20 protein-coding genes are annotated in these 25,400 nt (G+C 73.1%); 9 read left to right on the top strand and 11 right to left on the bottom strand.

Features of this window, described 5'->3' with window-relative positions:
- The first annotated feature begins 84 nt into the window (after nucleotides 1-84).
- Genes ACLGIH_RS04470 through ACLGIH_RS04460 form a run of 3 tightly spaced genes read left to right on the top strand, consistent with a single transcriptional unit; the run spans nucleotide 85 to nucleotide 2,695 of the window.
- A complete protein-coding gene (locus ACLGIH_RS04470; protein WP_416523901.1) occupies nucleotides 85-1,518 on the top strand; it encodes a S8/S53 family peptidase in 1,434 nt (477 codons plus the stop codon).
- Nucleotides 1,515-2,165: an RNA polymerase sigma factor gene (locus tag ACLGIH_RS04465; RefSeq protein ID WP_416523900.1), complete on the top strand. Its 651-nt coding sequence runs from the start codon at nucleotides 1,515-1,517 to the stop codon at nucleotides 2,163-2,165. Before ACLGIH_RS04470 ends, ACLGIH_RS04465 begins: the two co-directional genes overlap by 4 nt.
- The gene (locus ACLGIH_RS04460; protein ID WP_416523899.1) at nucleotides 2,162-2,695 is read left to right on the top strand and encodes a hypothetical protein; all 534 of its coding nucleotides are present in this window, start codon (nucleotides 2,162-2,164) and stop codon (nucleotides 2,693-2,695) included. The genes ACLGIH_RS04465 and ACLGIH_RS04460 overlap by 4 nt, the downstream gene beginning before the upstream one ends.
- Nucleotides 2,696-2,716: 21 nt before the next feature.
- Here the strand turns inward: ACLGIH_RS04460 and ACLGIH_RS04455 are convergent, their stop codons facing one another.
- The 6 genes from ACLGIH_RS04455 to ACLGIH_RS04430 form a co-directional block, all read right to left on the bottom strand.
- Entirely contained in the window at nucleotides 2,717-3,937 is a 1,221-nt protein-coding gene (locus ACLGIH_RS04455) for a cytochrome P450 (RefSeq protein WP_416523898.1), read from the bottom strand.
- Between the two features lie 69 nt (nucleotides 3,938-4,006).
- Nucleotides 4,007-4,804, bottom strand: a complete 798-nt coding sequence (locus ACLGIH_RS04450; protein ID WP_416523897.1) for an N-formylglutamate amidohydrolase — start codon at nucleotides 4,802-4,804, stop codon at nucleotides 4,007-4,009.
- Between the two features lie 89 nt (nucleotides 4,805-4,893).
- Nucleotides 4,894-7,113: an NADP-dependent isocitrate dehydrogenase gene (locus tag ACLGIH_RS04445; RefSeq protein WP_416523896.1), complete on the bottom strand. Its 2,220-nt coding sequence runs from the start codon at nucleotides 7,111-7,113 to the stop codon at nucleotides 4,894-4,896.
- Nucleotides 7,110-8,294 (bottom strand): mechanosensitive ion channel family protein, encoded by a 1,185-nt coding sequence (locus ACLGIH_RS04440; protein ID WP_416523895.1) that lies wholly within the window; start codon nucleotides 8,292-8,294, stop codon nucleotides 7,110-7,112. Before ACLGIH_RS04440 ends, ACLGIH_RS04445 begins: the two co-directional genes overlap by 4 nt.
- Before the next feature lie 176 nt (nucleotides 8,295-8,470).
- The gene (locus tag ACLGIH_RS04435) at nucleotides 8,471-9,985 is read right to left on the bottom strand and encodes an amino acid permease (RefSeq protein WP_416523894.1); all 1,515 of its coding nucleotides are present in this window, start codon (nucleotides 9,983-9,985) and stop codon (nucleotides 8,471-8,473) included.
- 56 nt (nucleotides 9,986-10,041) lie between these two features.
- Nucleotides 10,042-11,037, bottom strand: a complete 996-nt coding sequence (locus tag ACLGIH_RS04430) for a hypothetical protein (RefSeq protein WP_416523893.1) — start codon at nucleotides 11,035-11,037, stop codon at nucleotides 10,042-10,044.
- A gap of 259 nt (nucleotides 11,038-11,296) precedes the next feature.
- Between ACLGIH_RS04430 and ACLGIH_RS04425 the strand changes: the two genes are divergently transcribed.
- The 4 genes from ACLGIH_RS04425 to ACLGIH_RS04410 all read left to right on the top strand — a co-directional run bounded on the left by ACLGIH_RS04425 (nucleotide 11,297) and on the right by ACLGIH_RS04410 (nucleotide 17,628).
- Entirely contained in the window at nucleotides 11,297-12,739 is a 1,443-nt protein-coding gene (locus ACLGIH_RS04425) for an FGGY family carbohydrate kinase (RefSeq protein WP_416523892.1), read from the top strand.
- Nucleotides 12,736-14,139, top strand: coding sequence for an FAD-dependent oxidoreductase (locus tag ACLGIH_RS04420; protein ID WP_416523891.1), 1,404 nt, complete (start codon nucleotides 12,736-12,738; stop codon nucleotides 14,137-14,139). Before ACLGIH_RS04425 ends, ACLGIH_RS04420 begins: the two co-directional genes overlap by 4 nt.
- Nucleotides 14,136-15,380, top strand: a complete 1,245-nt coding sequence (locus tag ACLGIH_RS04415; protein ID WP_416523890.1) for an NAD(P)/FAD-dependent oxidoreductase — start codon at nucleotides 14,136-14,138, stop codon at nucleotides 15,378-15,380. Before ACLGIH_RS04420 ends, ACLGIH_RS04415 begins: the two co-directional genes overlap by 4 nt.
- 343 nt (nucleotides 15,381-15,723) lie before the next feature.
- Nucleotides 15,724-17,628 carry an ABC transporter ATP-binding protein gene (locus ACLGIH_RS04410; protein WP_416529278.1) on the top strand — a complete coding sequence of 635 codons (1,905 nt, stop codon included), beginning with the start codon at nucleotides 15,724-15,726 and terminating at the stop codon, nucleotides 17,626-17,628.
- Nucleotides 17,629-17,649: 21 nt separating this feature from the next.
- Here the strand turns inward: ACLGIH_RS04410 and ACLGIH_RS04405 are convergent, their stop codons facing one another.
- Nucleotides 17,650-17,892 carry a hypothetical protein gene (locus ACLGIH_RS04405; protein WP_416523889.1) on the bottom strand — a complete coding sequence of 81 codons (243 nt, stop codon included), beginning with the start codon at nucleotides 17,890-17,892 and terminating at the stop codon, nucleotides 17,650-17,652.
- Between the two features lie 51 nt (nucleotides 17,893-17,943).
- Nucleotides 17,944-19,050 carry a TerC family protein gene (locus ACLGIH_RS04400; protein WP_416523888.1) on the bottom strand — a complete coding sequence of 369 codons (1,107 nt, stop codon included), beginning with the start codon at nucleotides 19,048-19,050 and terminating at the stop codon, nucleotides 17,944-17,946.
- Between the two features lie 274 nt (nucleotides 19,051-19,324).
- Between ACLGIH_RS04400 and ACLGIH_RS04395 the strand changes: the two genes are divergently transcribed.
- Together ACLGIH_RS04395 and ACLGIH_RS04390 are read left to right on the top strand one after the other, a co-directional pair.
- Nucleotides 19,325-20,557, top strand: coding sequence for a cation:proton antiporter (locus ACLGIH_RS04395; protein ID WP_416523887.1), 1,233 nt, complete (start codon nucleotides 19,325-19,327; stop codon nucleotides 20,555-20,557).
- Nucleotides 20,558-20,815: 258 nt separating this feature from the next.
- A complete protein-coding gene (locus tag ACLGIH_RS04390; protein WP_416523886.1) occupies nucleotides 20,816-20,944 on the top strand; it encodes a hypothetical protein in 129 nt (42 codons plus the stop codon).
- A 117-nt stretch (nucleotides 20,945-21,061) separates the two neighbouring features.
- On the opposite strand, the gene ACLGIH_RS04385 is transcribed toward ACLGIH_RS04390, so the two are convergent.
- From ACLGIH_RS04385 to ACLGIH_RS04375, 3 genes are all read right to left on the bottom strand, one after another.
- Nucleotides 21,062-22,720 (bottom strand): acyl-CoA dehydrogenase family protein, encoded by a 1,659-nt coding sequence (locus tag ACLGIH_RS04385; RefSeq protein ID WP_416523885.1) that lies wholly within the window; start codon nucleotides 22,718-22,720, stop codon nucleotides 21,062-21,064.
- A 33-nt stretch (nucleotides 22,721-22,753) separates the two neighbouring features.
- Nucleotides 22,754-23,383, bottom strand: coding sequence for a TetR/AcrR family transcriptional regulator (locus ACLGIH_RS04380; RefSeq protein ID WP_416523884.1), 630 nt, complete (start codon nucleotides 23,381-23,383; stop codon nucleotides 22,754-22,756).
- A 312-nt stretch (nucleotides 23,384-23,695) separates the two neighbouring features.
- On the bottom strand, nucleotides 23,696-25,384 hold the full coding sequence (locus tag ACLGIH_RS04375) for a BCCT family transporter (RefSeq protein ID WP_416523883.1): 1,689 nt from the start codon (nucleotides 25,382-25,384) through the stop codon (nucleotides 23,696-23,698).
- Nucleotides 25,385-25,400 lie beyond the last annotated feature (16 nt).

The following is a 25,400-nucleotide window of genomic DNA, read 5'->3' as shown; positions in this document are numbered from 1 at the left end:
GGTGTCTGTATCAATCAGCCATCCCCGGGCTCTGATTGACGACCGCCGCCGCGACCGCCGTCGCCTCAGTGGGAGGACACGTCCATGGCACCACACCGCTTCCGCGAGCAGTTCGACCAGATCCAGCGCTCGATGCCGGGCGTCCCCCTGGCGATGGGCCCGGACGACTCCGCCGAGTTCCTCTACGAGAAGGGCGTCGTCCTCGCCCGCGACGGCGAGGAGGCGCGCATCGTCGAGGACACCGTGCGCGAGCACTTCACGACGTTCGCCGGACTGAGCGGGGACCAGGTGCGCCGGGCGAGCCCCGAGACCAACCGCACCGGCATCACCCGCATCCGGGTCGCCGACCCCGGCGAGGGCGACGGCAGCGGCGACCCGGCCGTCGCCGTCGCCCTGCGCTCGCTGCGGGCCCCCGAGGGCCGGGCGGGCCGCCGGCTGATCAGCCGCAACCACGTGGTGTCCATCGCCGTCAACGCCTGCCCCGGCGACGAACCGGTGCCCGTCCCGCGCACCGAGCCGCCCAACCCGGCGCCCGACACCACGCCGTACACGGCCGACACCGCCGTCGGCGTCCTCGTCATCGACACCGGCCTCATGCACGACTACCGGTCCTGTCCGCTGCTGGCCCACACCGACGGCGACGCCCAGATCCAGGAATGCGACGACGACGGGACACTCCAGCAGTACGTCGGTCACGGTACCTTCATCGCCGGGCTCCTGGCGGCCGTCGCGCCCAACACCGACATCACCGTGCGCAACACCCTCAACGATGCCGGGGCGATCCTGGAGGACGAGTTCGGCGAGAAACTCTTCGAGGCCGTCGACCGCGACGGCTGGCCGGACGTCATCAGCCTCTCCGCCGGCACCTCCAACGGCCGTACCGACGGCCTGCTCGGCGTGCACGCCTTCATGGAGGAACTGCGCGAGCAGGGCACCCTGCTCGTCGCCGCCGCCGGGAACAACGCCAGCGCCACCCCCTTCTGGCCCGCCGCCTACGCCGACCTGCCCGGCTGGCGGAACGCCGTGCTGTCGGTCGGCGCGCTGCGCACCGACGGCGAGTTCGGCGCCTGCTTCACCAACCACGGCGGCTGGGTCAAGGTCTACGCCCCCGGCGAGCGGCTCACCAGCGCCCTCACCGGCTTCGGCACCCCCGTCCCGTACGTCTACCAGCACTCCACCTACGACGCCTGCCGGTACGGCTTCGGCTACTCCTGCACCTGCCAGTACCCCCGCCACACGGGCCTCCTCAGCGACCCGGGCGAGCCGCCCGCCAAGCCGGACCAGGTGATGTTCGAGGGGAACGCCCGGTGGAGCGGCACCTCGTTCGCCACGCCCGTGGTCGCGGGCATGATCGCCGCCCATATGACGGCGCACAAGGAGACCGACCCGCGCACCGCCCGCACACAGCTCCTCGCGGCCGGCACGGAGTACGCGGAAGTGCGCGGCGCGCACGTGCCGGCGCTGCTGCCGCCCACCTGGCGCCCGGGCCCGGCCGACCCGCCGGCCGCCGGGACATGAGCCGCGGCACGCAGGGCGGAACGGCCCCCTCCACGGCGTACGATGACGTGTCGTACACGAGGGGTGGGACCGTGGAACGTGACGCTGTCGGGGCGCTCGTCCAGTCCGCCGCCGACGGTGACGCGGCGGCGTGGAAGGCACTGGTGGAGGGGCTCGGCCCGCTGGTCTGGTCCGTGGTGCGCGCGCACAGGCTGTCGGACGCCGACGCGCACGAGGTGTACCAGACCGCCTGGTTCCGGTTCGCCCAGCACCTGGGGCGGCTCCGCGAACCGGACAAGGCCGGGTCCTGGCTGGCCAGCACCGCGCGGCACGAGTCGCTGAAGGTGCTCCGGGCGGCGCGGCGCTGGACGCCGACGGACGACCCGCAACTGCTGGACCGGGTCAGCGAGGACCGTACGCCCGAGGAGTCGGTGCTCGATTCCGAGGAGGCCGCCGCCGAGAGCGAGCGGATCCGGCGGCTGTGGCAGGAGTTCGAGGAACTGGGCGAGCGGTGCAGGCAGTTGCTGCGCGTGCTGATGGCCTCGCCGCCGCCCAGCTATCAGGAGGTGTCGGCGGCGCTGGGCATCGCCGTGGGCAGCATCGGGCCGACGCGCCAGCGCTGTCTGCGCCGCCTGCGCGACCGGCTGGAAGCACGGGGGAAGAGATGAGTGACCTGAGCGATGCGCACGGCGACGACGGCGACGGCGTGTTCGGCGACGGCGTGTTCGACGACGGGTTCCCCGACAGGGAGTTCTCCGACGGGGAGTTCGGCGACGGGATGCTGGAGGAGCAGTTGCGGCAGGCCGCCGCCGTCCTCGACCCGGTGCCGGCCGAGCTGAGCCGGATCGCCGTCGACGCCTACGCCCTGCACGACCTGGACGCCCGGCTCGCCGAGCTGACGTTCGACTCGCTGGTGGACGGCATCCCGGTGCGGGGCGAGGAGGACCCGCCGCGGATGCTGACGTTCAGCGCGGGCGAGGTGACGATCGACGTCGAGGTGACCGCCGAGGGCCTGATCGGGCAGCTGCTGCCGCCGGGCCCGGCCCGGATCGAGGTGCTGAGCGGACCGCAGGCCGCCCGGACGCTGACGGCCGACGACCTGGGCCGGTTCACCGGCGAGGCGCCGCCGGCCGGCCCGTTCGCGCTACGGCTGGCGGCCGGCGGCGAGGTGCTCGTCACCGAGTGGCTGCGCGCCTGACCGCGCGTCGGCCTGCCCGGCCTACCAGGCGCAGGGCAGGGTCCGCGGTCCGCGGATCATGGTCTTGCGGCGCCACTCCACCTGGTCGGGCGGGACCGCCAGCCGCAGTTTCGGCAGCCAGCCCAGCAGCGTGTCGACGAGGAGTTCGGTCTGCATCCGGGCGAGCACGGCGCCGGTGCAGTAGTGCGGCCCGTTGCCGAAGGCCAGGTGCGGGCCGGCGTCCCGGTCGAGGTCGATGCGGTCCGGGTCGGGGAAGACGTCCGGGTCACGGTTGGCGGCCAGGTAGGAGACGTACACGGGGTCGCCGGCGACGATGTGGTGGCCGTGCAGGTCGACGTCCTCCAGGGCGATGCGGGCCAGGCCCACGGAGGAGCGGTGCGGGATCCAGCGCAGCAGTTCGTCCAGGGCGGCGCCCCGCTCCTCGGGCCGCTCGCGCATCCGCCGCATCAGCTCGGGCCGGGTGAGCAGCAGGTACAGCATCTGCCCGCAGTTGTGGGTGACGGCCTCGCCGCCGATCTGCAGCGGCCCGGCGAGCCCGACCGCCTCCTCCTCCGCGACCTCCCCCCGGGCCACGGCGGCGCCGAGCAGGGAGTACACGTCGTTGCCGGGGCTGTCGGCGCGGGCCCGGACGGTGTCCGTGATCCAGCCGTACAGGCCGTTCTTTGCCCGCTCGGCGGCCTCCACCCCGGTGGTGGAGATGATCTCCCGCGTCCATGCGTGCACCCGCTCCCGGTCGGCGGCCGGCACGCCCATGACCTCGCTGACGACGGTGATCGGGAACGGCTCCAGTACCCGCTCGACGAGGTCGGCCGGCGGCCCGTCCCGGACGACGCCGTCCACCAGGCCGTCGAGGATCTCCTGCGCCCGGGGCCGCAGCCGCTTCATCGCGCTCACGGTGAACGCCCCGGCGACCGCCCGGCGCAGCCGGTTGTGGTCGGGCTGGTCGGCGAAGGCGAGCGAGCCGGGCCGCGGCTTGAAGTGCGGTGCCATCCGGGTCACCTGACGCCTCGTCACCTCCGCCCGCCCGAACCGCGGATCGTTGGTGATCAGCTTCACGTCCTCGTACCGGGTGGCCAGCCACGCCCACCCCTCGCCGTGCGGCAGCCGGATGCGGGTCAGCGGCCCCTCGCGCATCAGCTCGGCGAGGTGCGGGTCGAACATCGTCCCGGCCAGGTCGACGGCGGGCCAGTCCCGCACCGGGGGAGGGGGCTGTCCGGTGAGCGTGGTGGTCTCCTGAGTCATGCCCCCACCCTCGCCGCCGCCCCGGCCCCCTGTCGCGCCGGAGTGCTCCAGGCGGTGGTCCGCCGGCGGTCAGCCGCCGGCGGCGTCGACCAGCGCCGCCAGCGACCCGGCGAGGCGGGACAGCCCCGGCCCGGCCGGACCGCCCGGCTCGCTCATGTAGGTGTCCCGGCGGATCTCCACCATCAGCGCGCTCACCTCGGCCCGCTTCCGGTAGAAGTCCAGCGGTACGTAGGTGCCGGCGAACGGGCTGTCCAGCCCGGTCTCCCCACAGGGCGCGAACGCCTCCCGGGCGGCGGCGAGCAGCGCGGGCGGCGTGTGGAACGCGTCCGTGCCCAGGCAGACGGGCGGGCGCGGGCCTGTGCCGTGCAGCTCGTAGGGCAGCCGCTCGGTGGGGTAGGAGTGCACGTCGATGATCACCGCCCGCCCGGTGGCGGCGAGCCGGTCCGCCACGGCCCGGGTCATCGCCGCCGCGTAGGGGCGGAAGTACCGCTCGATCAGCGGCTCGGGATCGACGTCGGCGGGCCGCAGGACGTCCCGGTGGGTGGTCCGCGTGTACACCGCGCCCATGCCGACGGCCGTCATCTCCTCCCGCTCGTCCGGAAACCGCTCCGGGTCGACCACCAGGCGCGACAACCGGTTGACGAACCGCCACGGCGTCACCTCGGCCGACCGGGCCGCCGCCTCGGCGATCTCGGCGGTGTGCGCGTCGACGATGTGGTCCAGTTCCCGCTCCAGCGCCGCGTCGTCCAGCACGATGCCGGAGCGGACGTCCGGCGGTATCGCCCGGGCGGAGTGCGGCACGTGGAGGATCACGGGGGAGGCGTCGGAGCCGGGCAACAGCTCGAAGGCCGGCGGGGCGTCGGTCATGGACTGCTCCAGGGACGTGGACGGCAACGGACAGCCGGGCACCCCGCCTCCGTGGGACGGAGACGGGGTGCCCGGGGGATGCGCGCGGGTCAGCCCAGCGAGGCCAGGGCCTCGTTCCAGGTGGCCGAGGGGCGCATGACCTCGGCGGCCTTGGCCGGGTCGGGCTGGTAGTAGCCGCCGATCTCGGCCGGCTTGCCCTGGACGGCGTTCAGCTCGTCGACGATCTTCTGCTCGTTGGCGGCGAGCGTCTCGGCGAGCGGGGCGAAGGCCTTGGCCAGCTCCGCGTCGTCGGTCTGCCTGGCCAGCTCCTGCGCCCAGTACAGGGACAGGTAGAAGTGGCTGCCGCGGTTGTCGATGCCGCCGATGCGCCGGGTCGGGGACTTGTCCTCGTTGAGGAAGGTCGCCGTGGCGCGGTCGAGGGCGTCGGCCAGGACCTTGGCCCGGGCGTTGCCGGTGACCTCGGCGTACTGCTCCAGGGACGGCACCAGGGCGAAGAACTCGCCCAGGGAGTCCCAGCGCAGGTAGTTCTCCTTGACCAGCTGCTGCACGTGCTTGGGCGCGGAGCCGCCGGCGCCGGTCTCGAACAGGCCGCCGCCCGCCATCAGCGGGACGACCGACAGCATCTTGGCGCTGGTGCCCAGCTCCAGGATCGGGAACAGGTCGGTCAGGTAGTCGCGCAGCACGTTGCCGGTGACGGAGATGGTGTTCTCGCCGCGGCGGATGCGCTCCACCGACAGCTTCGTCGCCTCCACCGGGTTCAGGATCCGGATGTCCAGGCCCTCGGTGTCGTGCTCCGGCAGGTACTGCTCGACCTTGGCGATCAGGTTCGCGTCGTGCGCACGGGTCTCGTCCAGCCAGAAGACGGCCGGGTCGCCGGTGGCGCGGGCGCGGGTGACCGCCAGCTTCACCCAGTCCCTGATCGGCGCGTCCTTGGTCTGGCAGGCGCGGAAGATGTCACCGGCGGACACGGCCTGCTCGATGAGGGCGTTGCCGGCCTGGTCGACCAGGCGGACGGTGCCGGTGACCGGGATCTCGAAGGTCTTGTCGTGGCTGCCGTACTCCTCGGCCTTCTGCGCCATCAGACCGACGTTCGGCACCGAGCCCATCGTCGACGGGTCGTAGGCGCCGTTGGCGCGGCAGTCCTCGATGACGGCCTGGTACACACCGGCGTAGGAGGAGTCCGGGATGACCGCGAGGGCGTCGTGCTCCTGGCCGTCCGGGCCCCACATGTGACCGGAGGTGCGGATCATGGCCGGCATCGAGGCGTCGATGATGACGTCGGAGGGCACGTGCAGGTTGCTGATGCCCTTGTCGGAGTCGACCATGGCCAGCTCCGGGCCCTCGGCCAGCTCGGCGTCGAAGGAGGCCTTGATCTCGGCGCCCTCCGGCAGGGACTCCAGGCCCTTGTAGATGCCGCCGAGGCCGTCGTTCGGGGTGAGGCCGGCCGCGGCGAGCTTGTCGCCGTACTTCGCGAAGGTCTTCGGGAAGAAGGCGCGCACCACATGACCGAAGATGATCGGGTCGGAGACCTTCATCATCGTGGCCTTCAGGTGCACGGAGAACAGCACGCCCTCCTGCTTGGCGCGGGCGACCTGCGCGGTCAGGAACTCGCGCAGCGCCGCGACCCGCATCACGGAGGCGTCGACGACCTCGCCCTGCCGCACGGGTACCGACTCGCGCAGCACGGTGGTGGAGCCGTCGTCGCCCTTGAGCTCGATGCGCAGCGCGCCGTCCTCGGCGATCACCACGGACTTCTCGGTGGAGCGGAAGTCGTCCACGCCCATGGTGGCCACGTTCGTCTTGGACTCGCCGGTCCAGGCACCCATGCGGTGCGGGTGGGCCTTGGCGTAGTTCTTCACCGAGGCCGGGGCGCGGCGGTCGGAGTTGCCCTCGCGCAGGACCGGGTTGACCGCGGAGCCCTTGACCTTGTCGTAGCGGGCGCGGATCTCGCGCTCCTCGTCGGTCTTCGGGTCGTCCGGGTAGTCCGGCAGCGCGTAGCCCTGGCCCTGCAGCTCGGCGATGGCGGCCTTGAGCTGCGGGATGGACGCCGAGATGTTCGGCAGCTTGATGATGTTCGCGGCCGGCGTCTTGGCCAGTTCGCCGAGCTCCGCGAGGGCGTCGGGGATGCGCTGGTCCTCGGTGAGGTACTCCGGGAACACGGCGATGATGCGTCCGGCCAGCGAGATGTCGCGGGTCTCCACCCCGACACCGGCCTGCGAGGCGTACGCCCGGACCACCGGCAGGAAGGAATACGTCGCCAGGGCGGGGGCCTCGTCAGTGTGCGTATAGATGATGGTCGAGTCAGTCACCGGGTGCTCCGCTCCACGTCTGCAACATTGCTCGACATCAAGATATCTCCTGATCGATCCGTCCTCGACTGGGGTCCGCCCGGAGATTCCGGGGCGAATCCGGCGTGCGGGGCGTCGTCGGCGTCGCCGGCCCGCTGCTGCGGGAACACCACCGCCCCCTGCTGGAGCGCGACGGTCCGGACGGGCGCCGGGATCCGGATGCCCTCCGCGCGGTAACGCCGGTGCAGTCGCTTGATGAACTCGTGCTTGATCCGGTACTGGTCGCTGAACTCGCCGACGCCCAGGATCACGGTGAAGCCGATCCGCGAGTCGCCGAAGGTGTGGAAGCGCACCGCCGGCTCGTGATCCGGCACGGCGCCGGTGATCTCCGTCATGACCTCGGCGACCACCTCGGTCGTCACCCGCTCCACGTGGTCCAGGTCGCTGTCGTAGGCGACGCCGGCCTGCACCAGGATGGTGAGCTGCTGCTCGGGCCGCATGAAGTTGGTCATGTTCGACTTGGCGAGCTGGCCGTTCGGGATCACGACGAGGTTGTTGGACAGCTCACGGACGGTGGTCTGCCGCCAGTTGATGTCCTCGACGTACCCTTCCTCGCCGCTGCTGAGCTGGATGTAGTCACCGGGCTGCACGGTCTTGGAGGCCAGGATGTGAATGCCCGCGAAGAGGTTGGCGAGCGTGTCCTGCAGGGCCAGGGCGACCGCCAGACCGCCGACACCGAGCGCGGTGAGCAGCGGCGCTATGGAGATGCCCAGCGTCTGCAGCACCACCAGGAAGCCGATCGCCAGGACCAGGATCCGGGTGATGTTGACGAAGATCGTGGCCGATCCGGCCACCCCGGACCGGGACGTCGTCACCGTCCGCACCAGGCCGGCGACCACCCGGGCGGCCGACACCGTCACGACGAAGATCAGCAGCACCGTCAGCACCTGGTTGACGTTGTGCTGCACGGTCCGGGTCAGCGGCAGCGCCGCCGCGGCGCCCGCCACACCGCCCGAGACCGCCGCCCAGGGCAGCACCGTGCGCAGCGCGTCCACGATGACGTCGTCACCGCTCCAGCGGGTGCGGCCGGCGTGGCCCGCCAGCCAGCGCAGCAGCATGCGCAGCAGGAACGCGCCCAGCAGGCCCGCGGCCAGCGCGATGCCGGCGGGGACCAGGTAGTCCACGGTGAGGTCGTGCGTCACCGGACACCTCCGTGGTGTGCGCTCGCCAGGAGGGGACTGGGCGGTATGTGAAATGTCGACACGTCGTCACCTGCTCGGATTCCGGGATGCGAGCGCGCCGTCTCCGCAAGGGAGTTCGACCGGCGCGCTCGCTCATCCTGCCCCATCCGCAGGGGCCGTTCGTACCGGCGCATCGCTCAGACGATGCCCTCGGCCAGTTCCGCCTGCTCGCGGTCGTCGCCGTACGCCGCCGTGGTCGGGGTCGCGTACCGGCGACGGGCGACGAACCACCACACCGTGGCCAGGACCAGCACCGTCACGAGGGCGACCGCGGCGTAGTTCATCGTGCCCACCGTCACCGGCGACGACTGCGGCAGGCAGAACAGCACCGTGACGAACGCCACCCACACCACCGCGATCCAGCCGATCGGCCTGCTCCACCGGCCCAGGTGCCACGGCCCCGGCGTGAACCGGGAGCCCGCCCGCAGCCGCAGCAGGACCGGGATCGCGTACGCCGGTGTGATCCCGATGACGTTGATCGCGGTCACCGCACCGTACGCGGTCGCCGAGTACAGGGAGGGCAGCGCCAGCGCGCAGGCGACCGCCACCGACAGCCACACGGCGGCGACCGGCGTCTGGGTGCGGGCCGAAACCCTGCGCCACAGGGCCGAGCCGGGCAGCGCCCCGTCCCGGCTGAACGCGAACACCATCCGGCTGGCGGCGGCGACCTCGGCGTTGCCGCAGAACAACTGGGCGACGATCACCACCAGCAGCAGCGCGCTCGCCCCGTCGGTGCCCAGGGCGTCCAGCAGGATCTGGGCGGGCGGCACCCCGGTCGCGGTGTTCTGCGTGGCCTCGTAGTCCTGGATGGCGAAGGTCAGGCCCGCCAGCAGCACGAAACCCGCGATCCACGAGGCCCAGATCGCCCGGACGATGCCGCGCGCCGCCGACACCGAGGCGTTGGCGGTCTCCTCGGACAGATGGGCCGAGGCGTCGTAGCCGGAGAAGGTGTACTGCGCGAGCAGCAGGCCGATCGCGGCCACGTACAGCGGGTTGTCCCAGCCGGTGTCGTTGACGAACTCGGTGAACACGAAGGACGGCGACTGGTGGTGGTCGGGGACGATCACCAGCGCGCCGACGATCAGCGCCACGCCGGCCAGGTGCCACCACACGCTGACCGAGTTGAGCACGCTGACCAGCCGGACCCCGAAGAGGTTCAGGGTGGCGTGCAGCAGCAGGATCACGACGAAGATCAGCATCGTCTTCTCCGGCGTCGGCTGGAAGCCCCACTGGAGGTTCAGGAAGGCGCCGGTGAACAGCGCCGCCCCGTAGTCGATGCCGGCGATCGCGCCCAGCAGCCCCAGCAGGTTCAGCCAGCCCGTGTACCACCCCCAGCGCCGGCCGCCGAGCCGGTCGGCCATGTAGTACAGCGCGCCGGAGGTGGGGTAGGCGCTGGTGACCTCGGCGAGCGCCATTCCGACGCACAGCACGAACAGGCCGACGCCCACCCAGCCCCACAGCATCACGGCCGGGCCGCCGGTGCCCAGGCCGAAGCCGTACAGGGTCATGCAGCCGGACAGGATCGAGATCACCGAGAAGCTGATCGCGAAATTGCCGAACCCGCCCATGCGGCGGGCCAGCACCGGCCGGTAGCCGAGTTCGCGCAGGCGCTGCTCCTCGTCGCGCGGCGGGGAAGCGGGGGTGCGTGGCATGCGGAAACCTCCGTCGGGTCGAGAGGGTGGGTGGCGGGGGCGGGGCGTGGCGCGGCTCAGCGGGGGGACCGGCCCGCGGCCGACCGGCTGCGCGCCCGGGCCTGGACGAAGACCTCCACGGCCCGGCCCGGATCGCCCGGGTCGGTGGCGCGCAGGGCCCAGGGCAGCGGGGTGCAGTAGGGGCCCAGCGCGTCGAACACCTCCGCCGCCTCCGGGAAGCTCAGGGCGCCCCACAGGGCGTGTGCCAGATGGTTGAGGTCCAGCACCGAGCGCTCGGCGGGAGCGGTGAGCCGGAACCAGGAGTGGAACGCCTGCCGCGCCTCACGGGCGGCGTCCTCCGCCACCCAGTGCAGGTCGAGTGCGGCCGCCCGCCCGTCCGAGCGCCGGTAGCGCTCGACCCGCACGTACAGCGGCAGCACATGCAGCGCGGACCCGGGCGGGGCCGCACCGGCCGCCCAGTGGGCGAACCCCGCCGCCTCGGCCATCCGTCCGGAACCGGCCCGCGGGTAGAGGAACTGCAGCATCCGGTGGTGGGCCTCGCGGTTGAACGGGTCCCGCTTGTCGGCCTGGCCGAGCAGCCCCCACGGGCCCGGCGGAAGCATCGGCTCCGGCGGCGGCACCCGGTGCTCCGCCCAGCGCTGCTCCCCGTCCAGCCGGGCCAGGGCCAGCAGACACACCCACGGCACCGGGTCGTACGGTGCGACGCGCGTCGCCGCGTCGCACGCGTGCCAGGCCTCCAGCCACAGTTCGTGCGTACGGCGGTGCTCCTCGCGGTGCGCCCGCAGCGCCCGCTCGACGGCCACGCGTGCGTGCATCACCGCGGCCGGCACGCTGTGCGGCTCCTCCCCGAGCCAGGCCCGCACCACGTCCGTGCCGGCCGCCGCGGTCGCCAGCACCTGGGTGCGCTGCGTCCACTGCCACCAGGACGTGGTCTGCTCCAGCAGGGTGCGCATCGACATCCAGCGGCCGGTGCGCACCTCTTGGAGGGCCGCGCGCAGCGCGGTGTCGTGGCCGGCGGGGTCGTAGGCGGGGCGTGCTCCGTCTCTGGCCATCACCCGCCCGCTCCCGGGAGCGGCACGGGCACGACGGCAGGATGGAGTAACAACAGCCCTCCCCAGGGGCGGTGGTACAGCAGTGTGGTGGTCGGCGGTCACTATAGAGGCGGACCTTCCGCCCCTGTCGGGTTATGACGATCTCTGGCCAACTCCCTCGCAACCAGTGGCTCATGACCATCGGTCAGCACCGCTTGACGGGGCGTGCGCACCGGGGGCAGGCTGACGCGCAGTGATCGTCCGGACCGGGAGGCGCGCGTTGACCAGGGGACCGCTGCTCGCCGTCGACCAGGGCACCTCGGGCACCAAGGCCCTGGTGGTCTGCCCCGAACGCGGCGTCATCGGCACCGGCTTCGCTCCCGTCCGCCCCCGCCACCTGCCCGGCGGCCGGGTCGAGGCAGACCCGGAGGAGCTGTACGGCTCGGTCCTCGCCGCCGGGCACCGCGCCCTGTCCGAGGCCGGTGAACCGGTCACCGCCCTCGGCCTCGCCAACCAGGGCGAGACCGTCCTCGCCTGGGATCCGGACACCGGCCGCCCGCTGACCGACGCCCTCGTCTGGCAGGACCGCCGCGCCGAGACCGTCTGCGCCGAACTCGCCCCGCACGCCGACGAGCTGCGCGACCTCACCGGCCTGCCTCTCGACCCGTACTTCGCCGCCCCGAAGATGGCCTGGATACGCCGCCGGCTCACCGGGGACGGCCTGGTCACCACCTCCGACGCCTGGCTGGTCCACCGGCTCACCGGTGCCTGTGTCACCGACGCCGCGACCGCCTCCCGCACCCAGCTGCTCGACCTCGACCGCGTCGACTGGTCGCCCCGCGCCCAGGAGGTGTACGGCCTCACCGGCGAACGCCTCCCGGAGATCGTGGACAACGCCGGGCCCGTCGGCACGACCACCGCCTTCGGCCCCGAACTCCCGCTCACGGGCCTCGCCGTCGACCAGCAGGCCGCCCTGTTCGCCCAGCGGGTCACCGCACCCGGCACCGCCAAGTGCACCTACGGCACCGGCGCGTTCCTGCTCGCCCACACCGGCGACACCCCGTGCCGCGGCGCCTCCGGCCTGGTCAGCTGCGTCGCCTGGCGGCTCGCCGGACGCGCCGGCTACTGCCTCGACGGCCAGGTCTACACGGCCGCCTCCGCCGTGCGCTGGCTCACCGACCTCGGCGTCATCACCGGCGCCGCCGACCTCGACCCCGTCGGCGGCGCGGTGCCGGACAGCGGTGGCGTCACCTTCGTCCCTGCGCTGGTCGGCCTCGCCGCCCCCTGGTGGCGCGGCGACCTGCGCGGCTCGCTCACCGGGCTCGGCCTGGACACCACGCCCGGGCACCTGGTGCGCGCACTGTGCGACGGACTGGCCGCCCAGGTCGCCGAACTCGCCGACGCCGCCGCGGCCGACCTCGGCTCCCCCCTGACCGTGCTCCGCGCCGACGGCGGTCTGACCCGCTCGGCGCTGCTCATGCAGACCCAGGCCGACCTGCTGCAACGCCCCGTCGAGGTGTCCGTCCTGCCGGACGCCACCGCGCTCGGCGTCGCCGCCCTGGCCCGGCTGGGCACGGAACCCGGCCTGACGCCGGCCGAGGTGCTGCCGGACGATGCACCGGCGGCCGTGTACGAACCGCGCATCACCGCCGACGAGGCCGCCGACCGCCTCGGCCGGTTCCGCTCCGCCGTCGCCGCCCTGCTCGACGGGGACCCCGCATGACGGTCACCGCCGACGGTCCGCTGCCCCCGCAGCCGTACGACGTGGCGATCGTCGGCGCCGGTGTGGTCGGCTGCGCGATCGCCCGGCGACTCGCCCACCACCCGCGGCTGCGCGTCGCCCTCGTCGAGGCCCGGGGCGACGTCGGCCAGGGCACGTCCAAGGCCAACACGGCGATCCTGCACACCGGTTTCGACGCCGTGCCCGGCTCGCTGGAGGCGCGGCTCGTCCGCGCGGGCGCCCGGGCCCTCACCGTCTACGCCGCCGAGTCCGGCATCCCCGTCGAGCCGGTCGGCGCGCTGCTCGTGGCCTGGGACGAGGAACAGCTGGCCGCCCTGCCCCGCCTGGCGGACAAGGCCCGGCGCAACGCCTACGACGCCGCCCGCCTCCTCGCCCCCGGCGACCTCTACGCCCGCGAACCGCACCTCGGCCCCGGCGCCCTCGGTGCCCTGCACGTGCCCGGCGAGAGCATCGTCTGCCCGTGGACGACCACCCTGGCGTACGCCACCCAGGCCGTCCGCGCCGGGGTCGACCTGCACCTCGGCTGCCCCGTGGGCGACGTGCGGGCGGACGAGGACACCCATCTCCTGCACACCCCGCGCGGCGCCCTCCGCACCCGGTGGCTGGTCAACGCGGCCGGACTGCACGCCGACACCCTCGACGCCCGGCTCGGGCTGCACGACTTCACCGTCACCCCGCGCCGCGGCCAGCTCATCGTCCACGACAAGGCCGCCCGCCCGCTGGTGCGGCACATCCTGCTGCCCGTCCCCACCGCCCTCGGCAAGGGCGTCCTTGTCGCCCCCACCGTCCACGGCAACGTCCTGGTCGGGCCCACCGCCGAGGACCTGGACGACAAGACCGCCACCGGCTCCACCGCCGAGGGCATCGCCCTGCTGCGCGCCCGGGGCCGCCGCGTCCTGCCCGCGCTGGCCGACGAGGAGGTCACCGCGGTCTACGCCGGACTGCGCGCCGCCACCGGGCACGACGACTACCGGATCGCCGCTCACCCGGAGCGCGCGTACGTCACCGTCGGCGGCATCCGCTCCACCGGACTGACGGCCTCCCTCGCCATCGCCGACCATGTCGCCGGGCTGCTCGCCGGCACGGGACTGGACCTCGGCCCGGAGCGGGCACCGGACCCGGTGCGCATGCCCAACATCGGCGAGGCCTTTCCCCGCCCGTACCAGCGGCCCGAACTGATCGCCGCCGACCCGGAGTACGGCACCCTGGTCTGCCACTGCGAGCGCGTCTCCCGCGGCGAGATCCGCGACGCCCTGGCCAGTACGGTCCCGCCCCGCGATCTCGACGGACTGCGCCGCCGTACCCGCGCGCGGGCGGGCCGCTGCCAGGGCTTCCACTGCGGGGCGGCCGTCCGCGCGCTGCTGGAGGAGGGACGGGCGTGACCCGACGCGTCGAGGTGCTCGTGGTGGGCGCCGGACCCGGTGGACTCGCCGCCGCGGCCCGGCTGGCGGCCGACGGGGCTTCGGTGGAGGTGCTGGACCGGGAGCAGCGCGCCGGGGGCGTGCCCCGGCACTGCGCGCACGGCGGCTTCGGCACCTGGCCGCGCCCGCTGACCGGCCCCGCGTACGCCCGCCGGCTCACCGAGGCGGCGCTGCGGTCGGGCGCGTCCGTGCGGACCGGCGTCACCGCCCTGGACTGGGCGGGGCCGCTGTCGCTGACGACCGTCGGGCCCCGGGGACCGGAGACCCTCGCCGCCCGGGCGGTCGTGCTCGCCACCGGCGCCCGCGAACGCCCCCGCGCCGCCCGCCTGGTTCCCGGCACCCGCCCGGCCGGCGTCTACACCACCGGCGAACTCCAGCAGGCCGTCCACCTGTTCGGGCAGCGGATCGGCAGCCGGGCGGTGATCGTCGGCGCCGAGGACGTCTCCTACGCCGCCGCCGGCACCGTGCGGGCGGCCGGGGCCGAGGTCGTCGCCCTGGTCACCGGCCTGCCCGTGGTCCAGACGGGGACCGTGCGGGCGCTGGACGCACGGCTGCGCCGCCGGGTCCCCGTGCTCACGTCCACCACGGTCACCGAACTCCTCGGCCACGGACGGCTGTCGGGTGTCCGGGTACGCCACCGGGACGGACGTACGGCGACGCTGCCCTGCGACACCGTCGTGTTCACCGGCGACTTCGCCCCCGAGCACGGTCTGGCCCGGCGCGGCGGCATCGCCCTGGACCCCGGCACCCGCGGCCCCGCCGTCGACGGCGCCCTGCGCACCGCGCGGCCGGGCGTGTTCGCCGTCGGCAGCGTGCTGCACCCCGCCGGGACCGCCGCCACCGCGGCCCGCGAGGGCGCCCGGGCCGCGGCCGCCGTACGCGACTGGCTCGCCTCGGGCGAGTGGCCCCGCTCCGGCGAGCGCCCCGGTTCCGTCCCCCTGCTGGCCGAAGCGCCCCTGCGCTGGATCGCGCCGCACCGCGTCACCCCGTCCGACCGGCTCCCGTACGTGCTGCGCACCGACGCCCTGCTGACCCGCCCGGTCCTGTACGTCACCCAGGACGGCCGCACACTGCACCGCGAACGCCTCCGGGCCCGTACGGCCGTGCCGAACCGGAACCTGCGTCTGTCGGCACGCTGGACCGATCGCGTGAACCCGGGCGGCGGACCGGTACGCGTCGGCGTGCGGCCCCACCGCCGCTGAGCCCGGGGGCGCTCTGTGCGCCGGATGCGGCGCGCCCGGCGGTGGAGCCGACCCTGTTGCCGGAGAACCGGGCTGTCGCCGGAGCACCGGCGTCGGCACGGCGCCATGTACGACGGGCTCGACCGAGGCCGGATCGACGTCGACTGCCTGCGGAGTCCCGCTTCGCCGAGCCGCGGTAGACCTGGAGGCAGGGACTGCGGTCGTCCGGATCCCGCAGGCCGATCAGTAACAGGCCACAGCAGGCCACCCATTGGTGGCGCGGCGGGACCGGCGGGTTGCGGACGGACGGCGGACGACGCTTGACCTCAAGGTTGCTTGAGGTCCTACCGTCCTGACCATGAGCATGGAGACCACCGCCTGGACCCAGCTGCACAGCGTCATGAACGCCGAGCAGGACCGCCGCCCCTTCGCCCGCGCGACGCTGCGCCGCATCGGCGCCTTCGCCCGTCCGCACCGCCGCCGTATCACCCTGTTCGTCGTGCTCGGGGTGGTGACCGCTCTGCTCGCCGTCGCCACTCCCGTCCTGGCCGGCCGCGTCGTGAACACGATCGTGTCGGACGGCGACGAGGGAACCGTCGTCCGCCTGGCCCTGCTCATCGCGCTGATCGCCGTCGCCGAGGCGGGGCTCGGCATCCTCTCCCGGCGGCTCTCGGCGACGCTCGGGGAGGGACTCATCCTCGATCTGCGCACGGCCGTGTTCGATCATGTGCAGCACATGCCGGTCGCGTTCTTCACCCGTACCCGTACGGGAGCGCTCGTCTCCCGTCTCAACAACGACGTCATCGGCGCCCAGCGGGCGTTCAGCAACACCCTGTCCGGCGTGGTCAGCAACCTGGTGACGCTGCTGCTCACGCTCGCCGTGATGCTCACCCTGTCCTGGCAGATCACGCTGCTCGCGCTGGCACTGCTCCCGGTGTTCGTCGTGCCGGCCCGGCGCATGGGCAGCCGCATGGCCCGCATGCAGCGCGAGGCCGCCGCCCTGAACGCGGCCATGGGCACCCGGATGACCGAGCGGTTCTCGGCGCCCGGCGCCACACTGGTGAAGCTGTTCGGCCGTCCGGAGGAGGAGTCGGCCCAGTTCGCGGTGCGGGCCCGGCGGGTCGCCGACATCGGCGTGCGCACCGCCACCGCCCAGGCGGCGTTCATCACCGCGCTGACCCTGGTCTCCGCCCTCGCCCTGGCTCTGGTCTACGGGCTCGGCGGCTGGTTCGCGCTGCGCGGCAGCCTGGAGCCGGGTGCCGTCGTGGCACTGGCGCTGCTGCTGACCCGGATGTACGCGCCGCTCACCGCGCTCGCCGGGGCCCGGGTGGAGGTGATGAGCGCGCTGGTCAGCTTCGAGCGCGTCTTCGAGGTGCTGGACCTGAAGCCGCTGATCGAGGAGAAGCCGGACGCCCGCCGGGTCCCGGACGGCCCGGTGTCGGTGGAGTTCGACGACGTCCGCTTCGGCTACCCGTCGGCCGACAAGGTCTCCCTCGCCTCCCTGGAGGAGGTCGCCACGCTGGACAGCCGGGGCGGCGCCGCGGTGCTGCACGGCGTTTCCTTCCGCGCCGAGCCCGGTCGGACCATCGCCCTCGTCGGCTCCTCCGGCGCCGGCAAGTCGACCATCGCCCAGCTGCTGCCCCGGCTGTACGACACCGACGGCGGCGCCGTGCGGATCGGCGGCGTGGACGTGCGCGACCTGAACGCCGGGTCACTGCGGGAGACCGTCGGGATGGTCACCCAGGACGGCCACCTCTTCCACGACACCGTCCGCGCCAACCTGCTGCTCGCCCGCCCCGACGCGAGTGACGACGAGCTGTGGGACGCCCTGGGGCGCGCCCGCCTCGACGACCTCGTACGGTCGCTGCCGGACGGCCTGGACACGGTGGTCGGCGAGCGCGGCTACCGGCTGTCCGGCGGCGAGCGCCAGCGCATGACCATCGCCCGGCTGCTGCTCGCCCGCCAGCGCGTGGTGATCCTCGACGAGGCCACCGCCCACCTCGACAACACCTCGGAGGCGGCCGTGCAGGAGGCCCTCACCGAGGCGCTTCAGGGCCGGACGGCCGTGGTCATCGCCCACCGGCTGTCCACGGTCCGCGCGGCGGACCAGATCCTCGTGGTCGAGGCGGGCCGGATCGTGGAGCGGGGCACGCACGACGAACTGCTGGCCGCCGGCGGACGGTACGCGCAGCTGTACCGCACGCAGTTCGCCCGGCAGCCGGAGCGGCCGGAGCAGCCGGAGCGGCCGGCGAAGACCCTCGCGGTGTGAGACAGGGGGCGACGTGAGCGGCTAGCCGGCCGGCCGGCCGGTCTCGTCGCCCCCTTCTTTCCGGGGACCGCGCACCGAGTCGATCGGCACCATTTCCGGTTCGTACCGCTCGCACCGCGGGTTGCGACAGGGGCCCGGGGACCAGACGGGAACGTAGACCGCCATGTTCTTGTGCCGTTCCACGACGGCTTCCACCGGTTGCTTGCACTTGGGGCAGACCTGCGGGGAGTGCGAGGCCGCCTTGTGTCGTCGCTCGCTGTTCATGATGGTATTTTACGTCCTTTTTAATGGCGTTTGGGGGGTGCTTGACGTGCCTTAACCGTCGGGTGGCTCATTCGCCTCGGTCCATGCCTTGTCTTCGCGGTCTTCGCGGTCTTCGCGGTCTATGCGGTCTATGCGGTCTACGAGGTCCTCGGGACCCTGACGCTTCTCACGGTCGCCGTGGTCGCCGTGGTCGCCGTGGTCGCCGTGGTCGTCGCGTTCGCCTGATGCCGGGGGCCGGGCCATGCTCAGCCCGACGGAAACGGCCAGCACGATCACGATGACGGCGAGACTGAGCAGCGAGGGGATCTCGGGCACGGCCGTGCTGATCGTTTTGTGCGAGGCCTGAAGGATCAGCTTGACGCCGATGAAGCCCAGGATGAGCGCCAGACCCTTGCTGAGGTAGTGGAAGCGGTCCAGCAGGCCGGCGAGCAGGAAGTACAGGGCACGCAGACCGAGGATGGCGAAGGCGTTGCTGGTGTAGACGATGAACGCGTCGCTGCTGACGGCCAGGACGGCGGGCACGCTGTCCACGGCGAACACCAGGTCCGCGGCCTCGATGGCGGCGACGACCGCCAGCAGGGGCGTGGCGACGCGCTTGCCGGCCTCCTTCACGAAGAAGTGGGGCCCCGCGTACTCGTCCCGCACCGGGACGACCTTGCGCAGCATGCGCACGGCGATGCTCTTGCCGGGGTCGAAACTGTCGTCCTCCTCCCGGAGGATCTTGTACGTGCTCCAGAAGAGGATGGCCGCGAAGACGAACAGCACGGCGGTGAAGCGGCTGACCACCGCCACACCGGCGGCCAGGAAGACGCCGCGGAAGATCAGGGCGCCGAGCACCCCGAGGAAGAGCACCCGGTGCTGATAGGCGCGCGGCACCTGGAAATAGCCGAAGATCAGCGCGAAGACGAAGAGGTTGTCGACGGACAGGCTCTTCTCCAGCAGCCACGCGGTCGTGTACTCCACGCCGGCGGTCGTGCCGACGACGACGAAGACGACGGCGCCGAACACCACCGCCAGCCCCACCCACACACAGCTCCAGGCCGCGGCCTCCTTGAAGCCGATGACATGCGCCTGTCGATGCGCGAGCAGGTCGACGGCCAACGACACGATCACGGTGACGGCGAAAACCGCCCACAACCAGAACGGCACATCATGCACAGGTCCGACCTCTCGAGCGGGATCGACCTCATGTCCTGCTTAGAGTCTGGGGCATCGGTGGGTGGATGTCTCCCCCGCGAACAGCGCCGTCCGGCCGCGGGGGCCGCTCCGCCCCGGTGCCGACACTGCCGGGACCCGGCAATGTGCGACTACTCCGTGTGCGCATGAGCAAGCTGTCGATGACGTGTCAAGAACATGTAGTGTGCGCCTCGGTGTGCCGGGAAGTCTGGTCGGCGAGCAGGGGCAATCTTCTTCCGATCGGGGGCTTTCCGGCATGGTCCTGGTAGTGGTGTTCGGCGTCGCGCTGCTGGTGGCGGTGCTGTTGTCGGGGCTCGCGGCACGCACGGTCCTGTCGACGTCCCTGCTGTTCCTGGTCGGCGGCGCGCTCGTCAGCGACGGCTTCCTCGGGCTGATCCATGTCACGCCGGACAGCGAGATCGTGTCCGTGACGGCCGATCTGGCGCTCTTCGCGGTGCTGTTCACCGACGGCATGCACGTGTCGTTCGACAAGCTGCGGTCCAACTGGCGGAACCCGGCACGGGCCCTGGGCCTGGGCATGCCGCTGGCGTTCGTCTTCATGGCGCTGGTGACGCACTACCTGGTGGGCCTGGACTGGACGACGTCCTTCCTCGTCGGCGCGGTCCTGGCGCCGACCGACCCGGTCTTCGCCTCGGCGATCGTGGGCCGGGCGGAGGTCCCCGCCAAGCTGCGTCAGCTGCTGAACGTGGAGAGCGGGATCAACGACGGGCTCGCCCTCCCGGTCGTGCTGATCCTGATCGCCGCCGCGGGCCCCACTGCCGAGGGCATGCACGCGTCGCCCGGCGCGATCTCCCTGGAACTGCTCCTCGGACTGGTCTTCGGCTGTCTGCTGCCGCTGCTGGTCAACTGGCTGGTGCGCTTCCGGCTGCTGGGCGCGGAACCGAAGCTCCAGCCGCTGCTGCCGCTGGCCGTCGGGGTCATCCTGTACGCCGCCTGCCACCTCACGCACGCCAACCCGTATCTGGCGGCCTTCTCGGCGGGCGCGGTCATCGCCCACCTCTCCCCGGAGGCGAAGGAGTCCTTCGCGCCCCTCGGCGAGGCACTGGCGGAGCTGGCGAAGTTCGCGGCACTGCTGGTGTTCGGCGCGCTGCTGACCCCGCAGCTGTTCGGTGACCTCTCGGTGGGCGGGTACCTGGCCGTGATCCTGGCGATCGTCCTGATCCGGCCGGCCTCGCTCCTGCTGTCCCTCGTCGGCACGCGCCTGACACGCAAGGAGCGGCTGGTCGCGGCCTGGTTCGGCCCGAAGGGGTTCGCGTCGGTCGTCTACGGGCTGCTGGTGCTGCACTCCGGCGTCCCCGAGGCGGAACAGGCGTTCACGCTCATCGCCGTCTGCATCGCCTTCTCGATCGTCGCGCACAGTTCTACGGACGTTCCGATCGCCCGCGCCTTCGACGTCGAGGACCTGGCGGGCATGGCCGACGGCGACGGACGGCGGGACACCGAGACGGCGCGGACCACCTCCGAGTAGGGCGGGTCAGGGCCAGGCAAGGCCGGGCCGGCCCGGGGCGAGGCCGTCCGGCTCCACACCCTTGCACTGTGCAAGAATGCCGGGGTGCGTGATGAGATGTCCGCCAGGTGGCGTGCGAGATCCGAGGGACGGGGGCCGGATCCGTGGGAGTGCCCGCGGCCTCCCGGCGGACGGCGCGGCAGGGTCGCTCCCGTGGTCGTGCACCGGCCCGGCGACACCCCCGGGCGCCAGGTGTCCGTCGGAGGAGCGCCGGCGGGAGTGGCGACGAGCCTCGCGGACGTCGTGGCGCTGGTGCGCCGCGTCGGAATCGAACTCGACCCCGACGAAGCGGTGGCCTCCTCGCTGATCGAATGGCGCGGGGCGGGCGCCGACGCCTGGCGGACCTGACCCGAGGGCGACGGGGCACGTCCGGACCGGACGGCCGACGGGCCGGGACCGTCAAAGACCCGGTGGCCGGGCCGGGACCGCCACGAACCCCGGCGGCCGGGACAGGACCCGGCACCGTCAGCAGGGCAGACGGCGCAGCACCCCCGCGAAGTCCGTCGCCGGCGGCAGCGTGCCGAAGGCGAGGCCACGGTCCCCGGCGAGGCGCGACGCGCAGAAGGCGTCCGCGACGGCGGCCGGGGCGTGCCGGACGAGCAGGGAGCCCTGGAGCACCAGCGCCGCCCGCTCGATGACCCGGCGGGCCCGCAGCGGGGCGTCCTCCGTGGGAACGAGTTCCGCCCGCAGCTCGCGCCAGGCCGTGTCCAGCCGGCGGTCGGCGCCGGCCGCGGCCTCGACCTCGGCGCGGAAGGCGTCGAGGGACTCCGGTTCCCGGGCCAGCGCCCGCAGCATGTCGAGGGCGTTGACGTTGCCCGAACCCTCCCAGATGCCGTTGAGCGGAGCCTCCCGGTAGAGGCGGGGCATGCCGGAGGCCTCGTCGTAGCCGTTGCCGCCGAGGCACTCCAGCGCTTCGGCGACGGCGGCGGGCTGGCGCTTGCACACCCAGTACTTGGCCACGGCCGTGGCCAGCCGCAGGAAGGCCCGCTCCCGGGCGTCGCCGCGCACCGCCCGGTCGGCGGCCCCGGCCAGGCGCAGCGCGAGGGTGGTGGCGGCCTCCGACTCGACGCCCAGGTCGGCGAGGACGTTGCGCATCAGCGGCTGGTCGATGAGCTTGGCGCCGAACGCGGAGCGGTGCCGTACGTGGTGGGCCGCCTGCGCCAGCGCGGTGCGGGTACCGGCGGCGGAGCCCAGCACGCAGTCGAGCCGGGTCATGGTGACCATCTCGATGATGGTGCGCACCCCCTTGCCCTCGGCACCGACCAGCCAGGCCACGGTGTCGTCGAACTCGGGCTCGCTGCTGGCGTTCGAGCGGTTGCCGAGCTTGTCCTTGAGCCGCTGGACGCGGAAGGTGTTGCGGCTGCCGTCGGGCAGCACGCGCGGCACGAGGAAGCAGGAGAGCCCGCCGGGCGCCTGGGCGAGCACCAGGAAGAGGTCGTTCATCGGGGCGCTGGTGAACCACTTGTGCCCGCGCAGCCGCCAGGTCCCGTCGGACCGCTCCACCGCGGTCGTGGTGTTGGCCCGCACGTCCGAGCCCCCCTGCTTCTCCGTCATGCCCATCCCGGCGAGCAGTCCGCGCTTGCCGGTGGGCGTGCGCAGGCCGGGGTCGTAGACCCGGCTGGTGAGCAGCGGCTCGTAGGTCTTGGCCAGGCCGGGGGCGTGCCGCAGGGCGGGGACCACGGCGTACGTCATGGAGACCGGGCAGCCGTGTCCCGCGTCGGTGCTGCTCCACACCATGAACCCGGCGGCCCGCGACACATGGGCACCGGCCCGCTCGTCCGCCCAGGCCGACCCGGCGAGGCCCTCACCGACGGCCACGTTCATCAGGGCGTGGTACGAGGGGTGGAAGTCGACCTCGTCGATGCGGTGGCCGTAGCGATCGTGGGTGCGCAGCACCGGCTCGTGGCGGTTGGCCTCCTCGGCCCAGCGCTGCGCCTCCTCACCGCCGGCCAGCCGCCCGATCCGGTGCAGGTCGGCGAGGTACCAGTCGGCGCCCTCCCGGCGCACGCCCTCGATCAGCACCGGGTCCTCGGCGACGTCGTGCCCGGTCAGCGGCGGGGGCTGGTTGGTCACCTCGTGGGTCACGGCGGTGGGGGTGCTGCGCGGTGCGGCGGATGCGGTCACGGGGTTCCCTCCGGATGACGGGTGGCGGCGGGTTCAGGTGGTCGGCGCGGTCGGCGCGTCCGGTGCGGCGCCCGCGCACCGCAGGGCCATGGCGGTGAGTTCGGTGAGCAGTTCGCCGGTGTCGCCGCTCTCCGCCTCGCCCAGGGGTACGACCAGGACCTCGCCGACCCCACCGGTCAGGGCGGCGGCCGTGACCTCGGCGTTCTGCGGCGGCAGTGTGCCCTTCCCGACGCCCTCGCGGACCACTTCCGCGAACAGGGCGCGGTAGCGGCGCCGGAAGTCCAGGCGCTCGGCGCCGACCGCCGGTTCGGCCGGGGCGGCGAGCAGCGCGTAGGCCAGGCCGCGGTTCTCCAGCGCGCGGCGGGCGAAGACCCGCACGCCGGCGGCGAGCCGCTCGACGGGATCGCCGTCACCGCGCAGCACCGCGCCGAGCACCTCGACCTCGCGCTCCGCCGCCCGCCGGAACACCTCGACGGCGAGCGCCGCCTTGGACGGGAAGTGCTGGTAGACGGAGCCGGCCGCCATCCCGGCCGCCCCGGCGACCGCGGTCACCGAGGCCTGCGCCCATCCCACCTCGGCGACCACGGCGGTGGCGCAGGCGACGAGACGGTCCCGGGCGGCTTCCAGCCGGCGGATCTCGGCAGGGGTCTTCCGGTAGGCCATGGAAGAAGTGAACCACCATTCACACCTTCGCGCCAGGCACCGGGGAACGTGCGCTCCCGCCTCCCCGCCGAGCCGGCCGACGCCGGGACAGGAGCTCCGAGCCGCAGGTGGTACGGCAGACCGCACCGGTTACGCGAGGCCGCAGGTGGTACGGGAGGCCGCAGCGGGTACGCGAGGCCGCCGGTGGAACGGGAGACCGGGGAGCCGCCGTCCGAGGAGTCCTGCCCCGGGCGGCGGCCGGTCCCCGCCCTGGCGCGTGCGGGGGTCAGAGCCCGGCTGACGCGGGCCCGCCCCGGACACCGCCCGGGCCGGTCAGCCCTGCTCCTCGGACTCCGAGCGCGCCTTCGCCGCCCGCCGCAGCCGGTGGTGGCGCGCCGGGGCCTGCTCCGTGACGACGTCGCCGACCATCGTCCGTACGACGTCCCGCAGCCCGTGCAGCCCGTGGTGCCGGGCGGGGCCGGCGCCCGGATCCTCCCGCAGTTCCTTCAGCAGCGCCCAGCACAGCACCAGCATGACGACCACGAACGGCAGCGCCACCAGGATCGTGGCCGTCTGGAGCGAGTCCAGCCCGCCGACCACCAGCAGCACCGCCGCCACCGACGCCATCAGCACCCCCCACACCACCACGAGCCACGACGGGGGATGCAGCGCACCGCGGCTGGTCAGGGAGCCCATCACCAGGGACGCCGAGTCGGCGCTGGTGACGAAGTAGGTCATGACCAGGATCATCGCGATGAACGACGTGACCGTGCCGATCGGCAGCGCGTCCAGCATCGCGAACAGCGACGCCTCGGCGCCGTCCGCCACCGTGGCCGTGAGGTCCGCCTCTCCCGTCGAGTCCAGCCGGAGCGCCGAACCCCCCATCACGCAGAACCAGACGACGGTCGCGCCGCTCGGCACCAGCAGCACGCCGATGAGGAACTCGCGGACGGACCGGCCGTGCGAGATGCGGGCGATGAACGTCCCCACGAACGGCGCCCACGACAGCCACCAGGCCCAGTAGAAGATGGTCCAGCTGCCCAGCCAGGCGTGGTCGGAGAAGGCGCCGGTGCGGGTGGCCATCGGCAGCAGGTTCTGCAGATAGCCGCCGACGGAGGCCGGGATCGTGTCCAGGACGTAGACGGTCGGACCGAGCAGGAAGACGAACGCCATCAGGCCCGCCGCGAGCAGGATGTTCAGCGTCGACAGCCACTTGATGCCCCGGTGCAGACCGGAGAAGGCCGAGACGACGAAGGCCGCCGACAGCGCGCCGATGATGACCAGTTCCGAGGACAGGGTGGCGTCCACCCCCACCGTGAGATCGAGCCCCTCGGCGACCTGGAGCGCGCCCAGGCCCAGGCTCGTCGCCGTACCGAAGACGGTCGCGAAGACGGCGAGCAGATCGATCACCTTGCCCTGCCACGACACCGCCCGCCGGGCCCCGATGAGCGGCACGAACACGGCGCTGAGCCGGTTGCCGCGGCCCTTGCGGAACGTGGCGTACGCCAGCGCCAGCCCCACGATCCCGTAGATCGCCCACGGGGTGAGCGTCCAGTGGAAGAACGAGTACTGCATGGCCGTACGCGCCGCTTCCGCGGACTCGCTCTGCACACCGCTGGCCGGGGGCGGGTTGAGATAGTGCGTGAGCGGCTCCCCGACGCCGTAGAACATCAGACCGATGCCCATGCCCGCGCTGAACATCATCGCGATCCACGCGAGGTTCCCGAACTCGGGCTCGGACTCGTCCCTGCCCAGCCTGATCCGGCCGAACCGGCTGAACGCGATCACCAGGCACAGGACCAGGAATACGTCCGCGGCGACCACGAACAGCCAGCCGAAGTTGTCCAGGACCCATGCGAGGCTCGTGGTGGAGACGCTGTCGAAGGACTCGTCGCCGAGCCACGCCCACAGGACCAGGGCGACGACGGCGGCCATTCCGATGCCGACCAGGATGCGGTCGGGCGCGCCGGTGGCATGAGCGTTGAGCGGAGGCTCTGGCTGTTCGATCGGTTCCGTGCTCATGGAGCCCCACTATGGT

This window comes from Streptomyces hamibioticus, assembly GCF_047946815.1.
Classification (GTDB): Bacteria; Actinomycetota; Actinomycetes; order Streptomycetales; family Streptomycetaceae; genus Streptomyces.
The sequence above is the reverse complement of the archived record's forward strand: the minus strand, read 5'-3'. Positions and strand labels throughout refer to the sequence as shown.

Excerpts from the sequence above, each read along its gene's own strand:
- ACLGIH_RS04470 (WP_416523901.1), top strand. The coding sequence starts at position 85 with ATGGCACCACACCGCTTCCGCGAGCAGTTCGACCAGATCCAGCGCTCG.
- ACLGIH_RS04465 (WP_416523900.1), top strand. The coding sequence starts at position 1,515 with ATGAGCCGCGGCACGCAGGGCGGAACGGCCCCCTCCACGGCGTACGAT.
- ACLGIH_RS04460 (WP_416523899.1), top strand. The coding sequence starts at position 2,162 with ATGAGTGACCTGAGCGATGCGCACGGCGACGACGGCGACGGCGTGTTC.
- ACLGIH_RS04455 (WP_416523898.1), bottom strand. The coding sequence starts at position 3,937 with ATGACTCAGGAGACCACCACGCTCACCGGACAGCCCCCTCCCCCGGTG.
- ACLGIH_RS04450 (WP_416523897.1), bottom strand. The coding sequence starts at position 4,804 with ATGACCGACGCCCCGCCGGCCTTCGAGCTGTTGCCCGGCTCCGACGCC.
- ACLGIH_RS04435 (WP_416523894.1), bottom strand. The coding sequence starts at position 9,985 with ATGCCACGCACCCCCGCTTCCCCGCCGCGCGACGAGGAGCAGCGCCTG.
- ACLGIH_RS04430 (WP_416523893.1), bottom strand. The coding sequence starts at position 11,037 with ATGGCCAGAGACGGAGCACGCCCCGCCTACGACCCCGCCGGCCACGAC.
- ACLGIH_RS04420 (WP_416523891.1), top strand. The coding sequence starts at position 12,736 with ATGACGGTCACCGCCGACGGTCCGCTGCCCCCGCAGCCGTACGACGTG.
- ACLGIH_RS04410 (WP_416529278.1), top strand. The coding sequence starts at position 15,724 with ATGGAGACCACCGCCTGGACCCAGCTGCACAGCGTCATGAACGCCGAG.
- ACLGIH_RS04405 (WP_416523889.1), bottom strand. The coding sequence starts at position 17,892 with ATGAACAGCGAGCGACGACACAAGGCGGCCTCGCACTCCCCGCAGGTC.
- ACLGIH_RS04395 (WP_416523887.1), top strand. The coding sequence starts at position 19,325 with ATGGTCCTGGTAGTGGTGTTCGGCGTCGCGCTGCTGGTGGCGGTGCTG.
- ACLGIH_RS04380 (WP_416523884.1), bottom strand. The coding sequence starts at position 23,383 with ATGGCCTACCGGAAGACCCCTGCCGAGATCCGCCGGCTGGAAGCCGCC.
- ACLGIH_RS04375 (WP_416523883.1), bottom strand. The coding sequence starts at position 25,384 with ATGAGCACGGAACCGATCGAACAGCCAGAGCCTCCGCTCAACGCTCAT.